Annotated in this window: 8 protein-coding genes; 4 read left to right on the top strand and 4 right to left on the bottom strand. The window is 72.0% G+C overall.

Translation table 11 applies throughout. The features are described 5' to 3' along the window. Positions 1–6: 6 nt before the first annotated feature. Genes ACIBO8_RS12065 through mfd form a run of 4 tightly spaced genes read right to left on the bottom strand, consistent with a single transcriptional unit; the run spans position 7 to position 7,038 of the window. Entirely contained in the window at positions 7–1,623 is a 1,617-nt protein-coding gene (locus ACIBO8_RS12065; protein ID WP_396115162.1) for a DUF885 domain-containing protein, read from the bottom strand. Between the two features lie 9 nt (positions 1,624–1,632). Beyond that, on the bottom strand, positions 1,633–2,598 hold the full coding sequence (locus ACIBO8_RS12060) for a nucleoside triphosphate pyrophosphohydrolase (RefSeq protein ID WP_396115161.1): 966 nt from the start codon (positions 2,596–2,598) through the stop codon (positions 1,633–1,635). After that, a complete protein-coding gene (locus tag ACIBO8_RS12055) occupies positions 2,598–3,386 on the bottom strand; it encodes a hypothetical protein (protein ID WP_396115160.1) in 789 nt (262 codons plus the stop codon). The genes ACIBO8_RS12060 and ACIBO8_RS12055 overlap by 1 nt, the downstream gene beginning before the upstream one ends. A gap of 13 nt (positions 3,387–3,399) precedes the next feature. Further along, a complete protein-coding gene (gene mfd / locus ACIBO8_RS12050; RefSeq protein ID WP_396115159.1) occupies positions 3,400–7,038 on the bottom strand; it encodes a transcription-repair coupling factor in 3,639 nt (1,212 codons plus the stop codon). Between the two features lie 192 nt (positions 7,039–7,230). On the opposite strand from mfd, the gene ACIBO8_RS12045 reads away from it, so the two are divergent. The 4 genes from ACIBO8_RS12045 (at position 7,231) to ACIBO8_RS12030 (ending at position 13,882) form a co-directional block, all read left to right on the top strand. Then, positions 7,231–9,015 carry an enoyl-CoA hydratase-related protein gene (locus tag ACIBO8_RS12045; protein ID WP_396115158.1) on the top strand — a complete coding sequence of 595 codons (1,785 nt, stop codon included), beginning with the start codon at positions 7,231–7,233 and terminating at the stop codon, positions 9,013–9,015. Positions 9,016–9,093: 78 nt separating this feature from the next. Continuing rightward, positions 9,094–10,908 carry a glycosyltransferase family 2 protein gene (locus ACIBO8_RS12040; protein WP_396115157.1) on the top strand — a complete coding sequence of 605 codons (1,815 nt, stop codon included), beginning with the start codon at positions 9,094–9,096 and terminating at the stop codon, positions 10,906–10,908. Continuing rightward, on the top strand, positions 10,905–12,854 hold the full coding sequence (locus ACIBO8_RS12035) for a galactose oxidase-like domain-containing protein (protein ID WP_396115156.1): 1,950 nt from the start codon (positions 10,905–10,907) through the stop codon (positions 12,852–12,854). Before ACIBO8_RS12040 ends, ACIBO8_RS12035 begins: the two co-directional genes overlap by 4 nt. Beyond that, positions 12,854–13,882 (top strand): glycoside hydrolase family 6 protein, encoded by a 1,029-nt coding sequence (locus ACIBO8_RS12030; protein ID WP_396115155.1) that lies wholly within the window; start codon positions 12,854–12,856, stop codon positions 13,880–13,882. Before ACIBO8_RS12035 ends, ACIBO8_RS12030 begins: the two co-directional genes overlap by 1 nt. Positions 13,883–13,987 lie beyond the last annotated feature (105 nt).

Genomic DNA, 13,987 nt, shown 5'->3' with positions numbered 1-13,987 from the left:
CGGCGGTCAGACGCCGAGCAGGAACCGCAGGTGCCGGGGCGGCGGGGACCCGTGCGCCAGCATCGCGTCGTGCCAGGCCTTCGGTGTTGCCCCGAAGGGGCGGGCTGCCGCGATCGCCGACACCTCCGTGTAGCCCACGAAGTACGTCGAGAGCTGAGTCGAGGTCAGCAGCGCCCGTTTCCACTTGCCCGCCGCCTCACCCTCCTCCTGGAAACCCTGGGCGGTCAGCATGTGCATGGCCTCGGACTCCTGCAGGTCCTCGCAGTGCACGAGCTGGTCGATCACCGCGTTGAGGCTCATCCGGAGCTGCATCTTCAACTGCTGGAGGCGGACCGGCAGGCCGCCGAAGCCCAGCCCGGACATGAGCTCCTCGGCATACACCGCCCAGCCCTCGACGAACGGACCGGAGAAGCCGAGCGCCCGGACCCGGGTGGCGGCGCGGAACCGGCGGGAGTGGGCCAGCTGGAGGAAGTGGCCCGGCATGGCCTCGTGCACCGTCAGGTTGCGGAGCATGTGGTCGTTGTATTCGCGGTAGAAGGACTCGACCCGCTCGGGCGGCCAGTCGGACGGGGCCGGCGCGATGCAGTAGAAGGTCGGGACCTCCGCCGTCTCCAGCGGGCCCGGCGGATCGCAGTAGGCGACCGCCACGCCGCGGGCGAACTCGGGCATCTCCTCGATGACGCACGGGTCGTCGATGAGCGTCATCAGGTGGTGCTCGCGGACGAAGTCGGTGGCCTCGGACATGGTGACCTTGGCCAGGTCGACGATCGTCGCGTCGTCGGGGTGCTCCGCCGCCAGGGTGTCGAGGGCGCGGCGGACGGTTTCGTCGGTGGCCGGGCCGCCGACCAGCTCGGCCGCCGCCTCGCGGAGCTGCGCACCGACCTCGTCGAGGTTCTGCCGGGCGCGGGACAGGATCTCGGCGGCGGGTAGCTCGGTGTCGAGGGTGTGCCACAGCCGCGCCTCCCAGAGCGGGCGGCCGAGGCGCGGGTCACGGCCCGGCTCGCCGCTCTCCAGCCGGGCGCCGAGCCAGCCGTCGAACTCGGCCAGCGCGTCCAGGGCGGCGGCCGCGACCGGCTCGATCGCGGAGCGCAGGCCGGGCGCCTCGGCGAGCAGGCCGGGCAGCTCGCCGCGGATCAGCGCCGCCGCCCCCGCGAACTGCCCGACGGCGGTCTCGGCGTGCAGGCGGGGCACGTCGCGCAGGACCGCGCGGGCGGTGGCGAGGGCGTCGGGTATCGCGGAGAGCCGACCGCCGAGGGCCGCCAGCCGCTCCTCGACGGGGGCGAACGGGCGGGCGATGAGGGCGTGCAGCAGCGGGCCGGGGTTGTGGGCGAGCGGGTTCCACTCGTGCTCGCGCACGTCGGTCAGCTCGAACACGCCCCGCTCGACCACCGCGGTGAGGATGGCGTGGTCGACCTGGTCCTGCGGGTCGAACGTGTCCGGGTCGATGCCGGCCAAGGCGTCGGCCGCGTCGCGGAGCATGGTGACGCGCTCGGCGACGGCTCCGGGTGAGTGGTCGGGCAGCCGGTCGTCGTAGCGGTGATCCCCTGCGGACGAGGCCAGGGCGGGGTCACTGTCGAGGATGGCGTCGACGATGCGCTCGGCGAGCGGGACGAACTCCGGCATGGGGGAAATCTACTCGGCGGGTCCGACACTTTCGCGTGTCCGTACGGCGTCGGCGTAGCTCAGCGCGGCCTGCCGCAGCAGGGCCTCGGGGTCCAGACCGTCCGCGCGGGCCTGCGCCACCAGCCGTAGCAGCGTGGCACCGAGGTCCGGACCGGCGGGCAGGGGTACGTCCAGCCCGGCCCGGTTCGCCCGCTGCAGGATCTTGGCGGCGAGCGACAGGGCGGGCTGGCTCAGCGCGATGCCCTCGAGGACGGAGTCGCGCGCCTTCTCCTGCCGCTTGATCCGCTCCCAGTTGTCGATGATCGCCTCGACGCCGTCGACCGCCTCACCGGCGAAGACGTGCGGGTTGCGGCGCACCATCTTGTCCACCAGCCCGCCGGCCACGTCGTCGACCGTCCAGCGCTCGTCCTCGGGCAGCTCCTCGGCGAGCCGGGCGTGCAGCACAACCTGGAGCAGCACGTCTCCCAGTTCCTCGCGCAGCGCGGCGAGGTCGTGCGAGACGATGGCGTCGTACGCCTCGTAGCTCTCCTCCAGCAGGTACGGCGCCAGGCTCTCGTGCGTCTGCTGCCGCTTCCACGGGTCGCCGCCGGGCGAGGCGAGCCGGTCCATGACGGCGACCGCGTCGAGCAACCGGGCGCCGGGCGGGTCCCAGGAGCCGTAGCAGAGCTCGAGCTCGGCGAGCGAGGGCTCGCGCGCCAGCCGCAGCCCCAGCCGCCGGGCGAAATCCTCGTCACCGGCCGCGCCGGCGAGCCAGACGACCGTGGAGTGGGTGGCGAGCGCGGCGATCAGCCGCTCGGGGTCCGGCTCGACGACCGTGACGGTGACCCCGGCGGCGTTCAGGGCCGCGGCCTGGTCGCTGTCGGCCGCGGCGAACACGGGCCAGGCGCGGACGAGATCCCAGGCGGCCGCCGTGAGCAGTCCGGCCGGGAGCCTCGGCGAGGTGACCAGCAGGACGATCCGGGCGGCCTCCGGCATCAGGAGACGCGGGTCACGGCGGAGACGTCGGTGACGTACGGCTCGTCGCCGCCCGAGCCGGCCAGCGTCAGCACCACCAGCGGCACGTCGTTGCCGTCCGCCGACTGCGCCGACAGGAGGCTGACCTGCTGGGCGCCGTACCGGGGGTTGAGCTTGACGTGGTCCTTCTCGACGATCTTCTCCAGCTCGGTGCGCATGGCCACGTACGACTGCAGCAGCGCCCTGTTCTGCTCCGACAGGGTGCTCTTGAACTGCTCGAACGTGGTGCTGGGGTCGGCGGCGCCGCCCTGGACCAGCCGCTGGTGGACGTCGCGCAGGTCGGCGTCGGTCAGCTGCGCCGGGGTCATCGCCTTCTGCAGGGCGGTACGCAGCCTGTACGTCTCCGCGTAGAGCTGCGTGTATTCCCACTGGGGCGAGTAGTTGCGCGCCTGGGCCACCTGCTCGACCGTCGGGGCATCAGCCGGCTGCACGCCGTGCTCCTGCGCGGACTTGCGCAGCACGTCCACGCTCAGCAGCGTGTTCAGGATGTCCCGCTGCTTGATCGGCATGGTCAGCGGCGGCAGCGGCGCGGCCGAGGCACCGTTCGCCTCGCCCTGCTGCTGCGCCTTGGTGCGCGCGGCGGTCAGTTCGTCGCGTACCTGGTCGTAGATCCCCTGGATCCGCGCCTCGGTGATCGTGCCGCCCGCGATGTACGCGGCGACGTCCGGCGACTGCTGACAGGCGGTCAGGCCGCTGACGGCGAGGACGGCGACGACGGCGGTGGATGCGAGTCGGCGAGCACGCTGCATGGTCAAGACTCTCTCACGCTCCGGATGTGACGCTCGGCACGGGGGCCGGAATGTCACCCAATACGTCCTTGAGCAGCTGCGTGCACCACTGCAGCAGCGCCTGGTCGCGCAGCGGCTCCCCACCGATCCGACGGGTGCTCGGCCGCGGCACGCTGACCTGGTCGTTCGCCTGCTTGTAGACCGAGTCGGGGTGGTAGCGCTTGAGCCGCATCTGCTTCGAGTCGGGCAGCGGCAGCGGCGAGAAGCGCAGGTGCTTGCCCTGCACCGAGACGTCGGTGAGGCCGTACGCCCGGGCCACGAGCCGGAACCGGGCGACCGCGATGAGGTTGGCGACGGGCTCCGGCGGGGTGCCGTACCGGTCGGTCATCTCGGCGACCACCTCGTCGAGGCGGGCGTCGTCGCGGGCCTCGGCGAGCTTGCGGTACATCTCCAGGCGCAGCCGCTCGACGGCGATGTAGTCGGTGGGCAGGTGCGCGTCGATCGGCAGGTCGACCTTGACCTCCGGCTCCTCCTCCGGCCGCTCGCCCTTGAACGCCTGCACGGCCTCGCCGACCATGCGGACGTACAGGTCGAAGCCGACCCCCTCGATGTGGCCGGACTGCTCGCCGCCGAGCAGGTTGCCCGCGCCGCGGATCTCGAGGTCCTTCATCGCCACGTACATGCCGGCGCCGAGCTCCGTGTGCTGGGCGATGGTGGCGAGCCGCTCGTGCGCCTGCTCGGTCAGCGGCTTCTCGCGCGGGTAGAGGAAATACGCGTACGCCCGCTCCCGGCCCCGGCCGACCCGGCCGCGGATCTGGTGCAGCTGGGCGAGGCCGAGCAGGTCGGCGCGCTCGACGATGAGGGTGTTGGCGTTCGGGATGTCGATGCCGGACTCCACGATGGTCGTGCAGACCAGGACGTCGAACTCCTTCTCCCAGAAGCCGACCATCACCTTCTCGAGCTGCTCCTCGCTCATCTGCCCGTGCGCCACCGCGACCCGGGCCTCGGGCACCAGCTCGCGCAGCTTGCGGGCGGCCTTGTCGATGGACTCGACCCGGTTGTGCAGGTAGAAGACCTGGCCGTCGCGCAGCAGCTCACGGTGGATCGAGGCGGCGACCTGCTTGTCGTCCTGCGCCCCGACGAACGTGAGCACCGGGTGCCGCTCCTCCGGCGGAGTGGCGATGGTGGACATCTCCCGGATGCCGGTGATCGCCATCTCCAGGGTGCGCGGGATCGGGGTCGCGGACATCGTCAGCACGTCGACGGAGGCTCGCAGGGCCTTGAGCTGCTCCTTGTGCTCGACGCCGAAGCGCTGCTCCTCGTCGACGATGATCAGGCCGAGGTTCTTGAACCGGGTCGAGTTCGCCAGCAGACGGTGGGTGCCGATGACGATGTCCGCCGTGCCGTCGGCGGCCTGCTCCAGCGCCAGGGCCGCCTCCTTGGGCGTCTGGAACCGGGAGAGCTGCTTGATGTTCAGCGGGAACTGGCTCATCCGCTCGGCGAACGTGTTGTAGTGCTGCTGCACGAGCAGCGTGGTGGGCACGAGGATGGCGACCTGCTTGCCGTCCTGCACGGCCTTGAAGGCCGCGCGGACGGCGATCTCGGTCTTGCCGTAGCCGACGTCGCCGCAGATCAGGCGGTCCATCGGTACGGCCAGCTCCATGTCGTGCTTGACCTCGCTGATCGCCGCCAGCTGGTCCGGGGTCTCCGTGTACGGGAACGCGTCCTCGAGCTCGCGCTGCCACGGCGTGTCCGGGCCGAACGCGTGGCCCTTGGACGCCTGGCGGGCGGCGTACAGCTGGATGAGCTGGGCCGCGATCTCGCGGACGGCCTTGCGGGCACGCGCCTTGCTCTTCTGCCAGTCGGCGCCGCCCATCTTGTGCAGCGACGGCGACTCACCGCCGACGTAGCGGGAGAGCTGGTCGAGCTGGTCGGTGGGGACGAAGAGCCGGTCCCCGGGCTGGCCACGCTTGCTGGGGGCGTACTCGATCACCAGGTATTCGCGGTCGGCGCCGTTGACAGTGCGCTGCACGAGCTCGACGTAGCGGCCGATGCCGTGCTGCTCGTGCACCACGAAGTCGCCGGGCTTGAGCTCCAGCGGGTCGATGGTGTTGCGCCGCCGGCTGGGCATCTTGCGCATGTCCTTGGTGGACGCGCCGCGGCCGCCGCTGATGTCGTTGCCGGTGATGACGGCGAGCTTGGAACTGTCGTCGACGAAGCCGTGGTTCAGGCCGCCGCAGGTGACCAGGATCTGGCCGGGTTCGACGGCGGCGGCCACGGAGTCGACCGGGGTGGCGCCGAGGCCGGCGTCGCGCAGCAGCTCGGTGGCGCGCTGGGCGGTGCCGTGGCCCTCGAAGACGAGCGTGATGGCCCACCCGTCGGCGGCCCAGCGTTGCAGGTCGCCGGCGAGACGCGCGGTGTCGCCGTGGTAGAGCGGCACCGGCTGGGCCTTGAGGGCGACGGCGTCGCCGGTGTCGGGGCTGACCTCGACCTCCGGGGTCTCCAGCCAGGGCTGGTCGGAGACGGGCTTCTCGTCGGCTTCGGCCAGGCCGAACGGCGAGATCGTCCACCACGGCTGGCGCATCGTCGCGGCGTGCGCCCGCACGTCGGCGAGGGTGCGGAAGGCGACGGCGCCGACGTCGATCGGCGCCTGCCCGCCCACGGCCGCCGCGGCCCAGCTCGCCTCGAGGAACTCGTCGGACGTACGGGTGAGGTCGTGGGCCCGGGTCCGGATCCGCTCCGGGTCGCAGAGCAGCACGTGGGTGCCGGCCGGCATGCAGTCGATCAGCAGCTCCATGCTGTCGGTGCCCTGCAGCAGCGCCGGGGCTAGCGACTCCATGCCCTCGACCGGGATGCCCTCGGCCAGCTTGTCGAGGATCTCGGCGAGCTCGGGATGCTGGGCCGCCAGCTCGGCCGCGCGGGCCCGCACCTGCGGGGTCAGCAGCAGCTCGCGGCACGGCGGCGCCCAGAGGCGTTCGGCGGGGTCGATGGTGCGCTGATCGGCGACGGCGAAGGTCCGGATCTCCTCCACCTCGTCGCCCCAGAACTCCACCCGGGACGGATGCTCGTCGGTGGGCGGGAAGACGTCGAGGATGCCGCCGCGCACCGCGAACTCGCCGCGCTTGGTGACCAGGTCGACGCGGGCGTACGCCATGTCGGAGAGGCGGCGCGCGACCTCCTCCAGCTCGGCCTCTCCCCCGGGCCGCAGCTCGACCGGCTCGAGGTCGCCGAGGCCCTTGAGCTGCGGCTGGAGCAGCGACCGGACGGGCGCGACGACGACCTGCAGCGGGCTGCCCCCGGCCTCCGCCGGATGGGCGAGCCGGCGTAGGACGGCCAGGCGCCGCCCGACCGTGTCCGAGCGCGGCGACAGGCGCTCGTGCGGCAGCGTCTCCCAGGACGGGTAGACGGCGACCCGGTCGGCGGAGATCAGGCAGCCGAGGGCGTCGGCGAGGTCGTCGGCCTCCCGGCTGGTAGCGGTCACCGCGAGCACGGGACGGTCGGCACCGCCGATGTCGGCCGGTCCGGCGACCGCGGCCACGACGAACGGCCGCAGCGAGGCGGGTGCGGTCAGGTCGAGCGCGTCGGAGTCGACCCCGCCCTTGCGGGCCAGGTCGCGGGCCCGCGCCAGCCCGCGGTCACGCAGGGCGGCCGGGACGAGGCCACTGAGTTGCATGAAAAAGACTCTCTCGAAGGCACATCGAAAAACCCCGACGCCAGTTGGACGGGGGGTATGCCCCCAAGCTTAGTCCGCCGCACCGGGTGGCCGGTGTGACGGACCACTATCGGACAACATGTCCGACATAGCGGCAAACAGGTAGTCAACACTGCCCGTTTGTCTGGGGGAAGTGTTGTCTGGGGAGGCAATGTGCGGGTTCTTCTTCTCGTGTCCGCGTTCAACGGGCTGAGTCAGCGGGTGTGGTGCGCGTTGCGGGAGGCCGGCCATGACGTCGGCGTTCTGCTCGCGACCGGTTCGCAGGACATCATCGAGGGAGTCCGCGCCGCCCGGCCCGAGCTGATCCTGTGCCCGTTCCTCAAGGAACGCGTGCCCGCGCAGGTCTGGCAGCACATCCCCACCGTGATCCTGCACCCCGGCCCGGTCGGCGACCGCGGGCCGTCCTCGCTCGACTGGGCCATCACCGAGGGGGCTTCGACCTGGGGCGTCACCGCCCTGCAGGCGGTCGAGGAGATGGACGCCGGCCCGATCTGGGCCACCCGGACCTTCCCCATTCCCGCCGCACCGCGCAAGTCCTCGCTCTACAACGGCCCGGTCGCCGACGCGGCGCTGGAGTGCGCCCTCGAGGTCGTGGCGAAGGCCGCCGATCCGGCGTTCCGGCCCACCGCCGCCACCGAGCTGACCGTCGAGGTGCAGGGCGCCCGGCCGCGGCCGGCGATGAAGCAGGCCGACCGCGCCTTCGACTGGTCGGCGCCCACCGACCACATCGTCCGGCGGATCCGGGCGGCCGACGGCGCTCCGGGCGTACGGACGCAGCTGGCGGGGCTGGAGGTCTTCGCGTACGACGTGCACCTGGCGCTGACCCGCGGCATCCGTCCCGGCACGATCGCCGCACGCCGGCAGGGCGCCGTGCTCGTCGGTACGGGCGACGGCAGCGTCTGGCTCGGCCATCTGCGTGACGCGTCCGAGCCGGGCCGGTTCAAGTTGCCCGCCACCACGTTGCTCGGCAAGCGGCTGCGCGGCGTACCGCAGTCGCCGCTGCCCGCCGGGATCGAGCCGGAGGCGCCGTCGTACCGGCAGATCCGCTACCGGCGCACCGGGCCGGTCGGCTGGCTGGCGTTCGACTTCTACAACGGCGCGATGTCCAGCGGGCACTGCCGGCGACTGCTGGCCGCCCTGCGGCATGCCGCCGCCCAGGACACCCGGGTGCTCGTGCTGCGCGGCGGCACCGACGCCTTCAGCAACGGCATCCACCTCAACGTCATCGAGGCGGCCACCGACCCCGCCGCCTCGGCGTGGGCGAACATCCGGGCCATCAACGAGGTCTGCACCGAGCTCATCCGCTGCACCCGGCAGGTCGTCGTGGCGGCGTACGCGGGCAGCGCCGGAGCCGGCGGCGCCATGCTCGGCCTCGGGGCCGACGTCGTCGCCGCGCGCGACGGCATCGTGCTGAACCCCTACTACGACATGGGCCTGTACGGCTCCGAGCTGCACACCTACACCCTGCCGCGGCGCGTGGGGGCCGAGACCGCCCAGCGCCTCATCGACGACAAGCTCCCGGTCAGCGCCCAGCAGGCGCGCTCGCTCGGGCTGGTCGACGAGGTCGGACCGCGGCACCCCGAGGCGTACGCCGAGTGGCTGACCGCGCTGGCCATGAAGTGCGCCGACGCGCGTACGGCCCGCAAGCTCCGGGCGGACAAGTCCCGGCGGCTCGCGGGCGAACGGGTGCCGCTCGACGTGTACGAATCGCGGGAGCTCGCGGAGATGAGCAGCGACATGTTCGGCGACCGCTCCGGTTTCGCCGCCGCCCGCCACGCGTTCGTCACGAAGGCGAAGCCCACGACCACCCCCGCCCGCCTCCTGCCGGCCGGGGCGAAGGATGCGGCCCGGCCGCGTCAGATCGGCCGGGCGCGCAACGCCGCCCCGGTGGCCGAGGCCCCGGTGCGGGTCCGGTCCGCCATCCCGCTGTCCGCCTGACAGTCCACACCAGATGCAGCACGGCGGTGATCCGCCGTGCTCGTCTCCTGCTGCCCGGGTTCGATGCGAGAGGACGCGATGAGCGACCCTGCCCACCCTTCCACCGAGATACCCGCGCCGCGCACGCCGGCGGATCCCGCGCTCGTACGGGCCCTCAACGCCCCCACCGAGCTGCTGCCGGGCCGCTACGAGTACAGCGGGTACAGCGTGCTGGCCGGGCCTGCCGAGGTGCCCGGGGACGGCCCGCAGCGGGTGCGGATGCGCCCGCTGGCCCAGCGCCGCCCGGTGCTCACCGTCCTCATCACGCTGTTCGCGTTCGCCTTCGAGAGCACGTTCTTCGCCTGGCTGCTGTCCTCGATGGAGGTTCCGGACGCGGGCCTGCATCTCTGGCTGTACGCGGCGACCGTCGTGATGATCGCGGCGACCGGCCTGATCGAACTGTTCCGGCTCGTCAACGTGGTCACGCTCTGCCTTGCCACCCTCTGGGCCCGCGATCCCGTGCCGATGGTTCCCGACGCCGGCCTGCGCGTCGCGTTCCTCACGACGATCGTGCCCGGCAAGGAACCGATCGAGATGGTCGAGCGCACGCTCCGGGCGGCGCGGGTGATCCGGCACGCCGGGCCGTACGACGTCTGGCTGCTCGACGAGGGCGACGACGACGCGGTGAAGGCGATGTGCGCCCGGATCGGGGCCAAGCACTTCAGCCGCAAGGGTGTCGAGCGCTACAACACCGAGGCGGGCGCGTACAAGGCGAAGACCAAGCACGGCAACTACAACTCGTGGGTCGATGCGCACGGCGACGACTACGACGTCTTCGTCTCGGTGGATCCGGACCACGTGCCGTCGCCGAACTTCTGCGAGCGGCTGCTGGGCTACTTCCGCGACCCGGACGTGGCGTTCGTCGTGGGCCCGCAGATCTACGGCAACTACGACAACGTCGTGACGCGCTGGGCGGAGTCGCAGCAGTACCTCTTCCACTCGCTGCTGCAGCGGGCGGGCAACCGGCTCGGGATCTCGATGCTGGTCGGCACCAACAACGCCGTGCGGATCGCGGCCCTGCGCGCCATCGGTGGCCTGCAGGACTCCATCACCGAGGACATGGCGACGAGCCTGGCCGTCCACAGTGCCCGCAACCCCGAGTCCGGCGAGCGCTGGCGTTCGGTCTACACGCCGGACGTGCTCGCGGTCGGCGAGGGACCCTCGTCGTGGACCGACTACTTCACCCAGCAGCAACGGTGGTCGCGCGGGACCGACGAGGTCGTGGTCCGGTCGTTCGCGCGGTTCGCCTGGCGGCTCGGGTTCCGCCGGGGGCTGCACTATGCGCTGCTGATGTCGTACTACCCGCTGACGGCGCTGGCCTGGCTGCTCGGCGCGATGAACGCGGTCTGCTACCTCGTGCTCGGAGCCAAGGGCGTCCAGGTGCCGCAGCAGGTGTGGCTGATGCTGTACGTCGACGCCGCGCTGATCCAGATCGGGCTCTACCTGTGGAACCGCCGGCACAACACGAGCCCGCACGAGGAGGCCGGGTCGTCGGGGCTCGCCGGCATGGTCATCTCGACGCTGTCCACGCCCGTCTACGTCTCCTCGTTCATCGGAGCGCTGCTGGGCCGCCGTACCGGGTTCGTCGTGACGCCGAAGGGCGACTCGGCCAGCCCGGACCGGCTGCTGACCTTCCATCAGAGCCTGCGCTGGGCCGCCTTCTACGTCGCGCTGCTGATCTCGGCCCCGATCGGCGGCCACGTCGACGGCGCGATGTCGCTGTGGCCCGTGCTCAACCTCATCGTCTGCCTCGCTCCGCCCGCGATCTGGGCCGGGCAGGAACTCCAGCGCCGAAGGGCGCCGCAAACCGCCGACACCAACAACACCGAAGAAGCCGTGGAGTCGTACGCATGAAACCCCGTCCCCGCCCGTCGACGCCCCGGCGCCTGCTGAGCGCCGGGATCGCCGTCGTCGTCCTGAGCGTGCTCGTGTTCGTGAACCGGCCGATGGTCGCCTTCGGCGCCGACGCCTACCACGACTTCACGATCAACCGCGAGTCCTACAAGGAGAAGTACGGCCACTGGTCGCGGCTGCCCGTACCGACGGGCTTCCGGGTCAACGCCATCCACGCCGCGATGCTGAGCACCGGCAAGGTCCTGATCATCGCGGGCAGTGGCAACAACCGCGACAACTTCGAGGCCGGCACGTTCCGTACGGTCCTGTACGACCCCGCGAAGGACGCGTTCAACGAGGTCCCGACGCCGACCGACGTGTTCTGCTCCGGGCACACGTTCCTGCCCAACGGCAACCTGCTGGTGGCGGGCGGGACGAAGTCGTACGAGGTGCTGGAGAAGAACATCACCCATGCGGCCGGGGTCATGAAGATCAAGAACGAGGACCCGGACGGCGGGCCGCGTACCTTTCCCAAGGGCACGACCCTGCTCTCCCGGGACGGGACCGCCTACCGCACCCGCGACGATCTGACCGTGCCGGCCGCCACCACGATGAATCACGGCGACGAGGTGATGACCCACGCCGGCGAGGCCGAGGTCTGGGTCGACGCCGTCGAGGCCGGCGACGGGCCGGTCGTGGACAACCCGGCGCAGTACACGGTCGCCGGGCTCACCGGCGAGGACGAGCGGAACGTGTACGGCCTCGCGGACAAGATCACCCGGGAGAAGCAGGAGTACGGCGGCGACAACACGTCGTACGAGTTCGACCCGCGAGCCGAGCGCTATGTCCGCACCGGCGACATGGTGCAGCACCGGTGGTACCCGACGCTGGCGGAACTGCCGGGCGGGGACGTTCTCGCCGTCTCCGGCCTGGACCAGTTCGGCCGGATGCTGCCCGGCCGCAACGAGCGCTACGTCCGCGACCAGAAGCGCTGGGTGGACGCGCCCGAGCTGAAGCGGGTCTTCCCGACGTACCCCGCGCTGCACCTCATGGAGGACGGCAAGCTGTTCTTCTCCGGCTCGAACGCGGGATACGGTTCCGACACCGAGGGACGTACCCCCGGGCTCTGGAACCTGAAGAACAACACCTTCCGTGAGGTGCCCGGCCTGCGCGACCCGCGGATGACCGAGACCAGCTCGTCGGTGCTGCTGCCGCCGGCGCAGGACCAGCGGGTGATGATCTTCGGCGGCGGGGAGGTCGGTGAGTCGGCCGTCTCGACCGCCCGCACGGCGATCGCCGACCTGGACGAGCCGAAGCCCGAGTATCGGCCCGGCCCGGACCTGCCGCGGCCGGCCCGCTATCTCAGCACGGTGCTGCTTCCCGACGACACCGTCTTCACCACCGGCGGCTCCTCCGGCTACCGCGGCGGCCGGTACGGCACCAAGACCCGCAGCGACCTGTTCAACGCGCAGATCTACCGTCCCGCCACCGGCAAGTTCGAGACGGCGGCGGACTCCACGGTCGGGCGCAACTACCACTCCGAGGCGCTGCTGCTGCCCGACGGCCGGGTCGTCACGATGGGGTCCGACCCGCTGTACGACCCGAGCGGGCGCAACCCGGGCACGTTCGAGCAGCGGATCGAGGTGTACTCCCCGCCGTACCTGTTCCGGGGCCCGCGTCCGGTGATCAGCGGCGGACCGAAGTCCGTGCAGCGCGGGACCACCTTCGCCGTCGCCACCCGCGACGCGGCCCGGATCCGGGCGGCCCGGCTGATGCGGCCCAGCGCCGTCACCCACGTCACCGACCTCGACCAGCGCTCGGTGGCGCTCGACATCACGCCGGCGACGGGCGGGCTGGCTCTGTCCGTACCGAAAGCCAAGGGTCTGGTGCCGTCGGGCTGGTACATGCTGTTCCTCGTCGACGGCAAGGGCGTGCCGTCCGTGGCCCGCTGGATCCAGGTGCGCTGATGCCGAGGCACGCCGCCCGGTGGTCGCTTGCCGCCGCCGGTCTGACCCTGACCCTCGTTCTCACCGCGATCGTGGTGCTCTCGAGGCGCGGCGATGACTGGCCGGTGGTCGCCGGGCCCGCGGCGGTGCGGGCCAGCGCGCCCGCACCCCGCGCCGAGCTCTACGTCGACCCGAACGGTGCCGCCGCGGAGCAGGCCCGGAAGTGGGAGGCGGCCGGGCGGCACGCCGACGCCGCCGTCATCCGCCGGATCGCGGACCGGCCGGTGGCCACCTGGTTCGCCGACGACAGCCCCGGCTACGCCGACCGGGTCCGGCAGCTCGTCACGGCCGCGACCGCGGCCGGCCGGCTGCCGGTGCTCACGCTCTACAACATCCCCGATCGGGACTGCTCCGGGCAGTCGGCGGGCGGCGCCGCCGACGGGGAGGCCTACCGGGCATGGGTACGCGCGATCGCGGCGTCCCTGCACGGGCACCGGGCCCTGATCGTGCTGGAGCCGGACGCCATCCCGCAGGCCGTCCGGGGCTGCCTCGACGACCAGGACACCCGGGAACGCTACGAGCTGCTCGCGGAGGCGGTCGGCGCGCTGCGGGCCACCCCGGGCGTGCTCGTCTACCTCGACGCCGGCAACCCGGGCTGGATCGCCGAGCCCGCCGAGATGCTGTCCGCGCTGCGCAAGTCCGGCATAGGCCGCGCCACGGGCTTCTCGCTGAACGTCGCCAACTTCGAGACGACGGCCGACAACGTCGCGTACGGGACCCGGCTGTCCGCCCTGCTCGGGGGCGCCCACTTCGTCGTGGACACCAGCCGCAACGGCAACGGCCCGGCGCAGAAGGGCGCCGGGGACCGGCACTGGTGCAACCCCACCGGGCGAGCGCTCGGCGAGCCGCCCACCATGCGGACCGGGGTGCCGCTGGTGGACGCGTACCTGTGGGTGAAGCGGCCGGGCGAGTCCGACGGCGCCTGCGGCAGCGGCGCTCCCGAAGCGGGCCGATGGTGGCCCGAGTACGCCCTCGCACTCGCCCGCTGAGCCCTGTAAGGGGCTATGAGACTTGCCTCAAATGACGCAGCCGGGGCACGGCACCGATACGATCGCGGGAGTCGGGACAGCGCTGTCCTCCGCACGTCATGCAAA

The sequence above is a fragment of the Actinoplanes sp. NPDC049681 genome, from assembly GCF_044465265.1.
Lineage (GTDB): Bacteria > Actinomycetota > Actinomycetes > Mycobacteriales > Micromonosporaceae > Actinoplanes.
This window is presented reverse-complemented; position numbering and strand designations above follow the sequence as displayed.

Bases quoted from the DNA above. Each gene is read 5' to 3' on its own strand.
- ACIBO8_RS12065 (WP_396115162.1), bottom strand. From the start codon at position 1,623: ATGCCGGAGTTCGTCCCGCTCGCCGAGCGCATCGTCGACGCCATCCTC.
- ACIBO8_RS12060 (WP_396115161.1), bottom strand. From the start codon at position 2,598: ATGCCGGAGGCCGCCCGGATCGTCCTGCTGGTCACCTCGCCGAGGCTC.
- ACIBO8_RS12055 (WP_396115160.1), bottom strand. From the start codon at position 3,386: ATGCAGCGTGCTCGCCGACTCGCATCCACCGCCGTCGTCGCCGTCCTC.
- mfd (WP_396115159.1), bottom strand. From the start codon at position 7,038: ATGCAACTCAGTGGCCTCGTCCCGGCCGCCCTGCGTGACCGCGGGCTG.
- ACIBO8_RS12040 (WP_396115157.1), top strand. From the start codon at position 9,094: ATGAGCGACCCTGCCCACCCTTCCACCGAGATACCCGCGCCGCGCACG.
- ACIBO8_RS12035 (WP_396115156.1), top strand. From the start codon at position 10,905: ATGAAACCCCGTCCCCGCCCGTCGACGCCCCGGCGCCTGCTGAGCGCC.
- ACIBO8_RS12030 (WP_396115155.1), top strand. From the start codon at position 12,854: ATGCCGAGGCACGCCGCCCGGTGGTCGCTTGCCGCCGCCGGTCTGACC.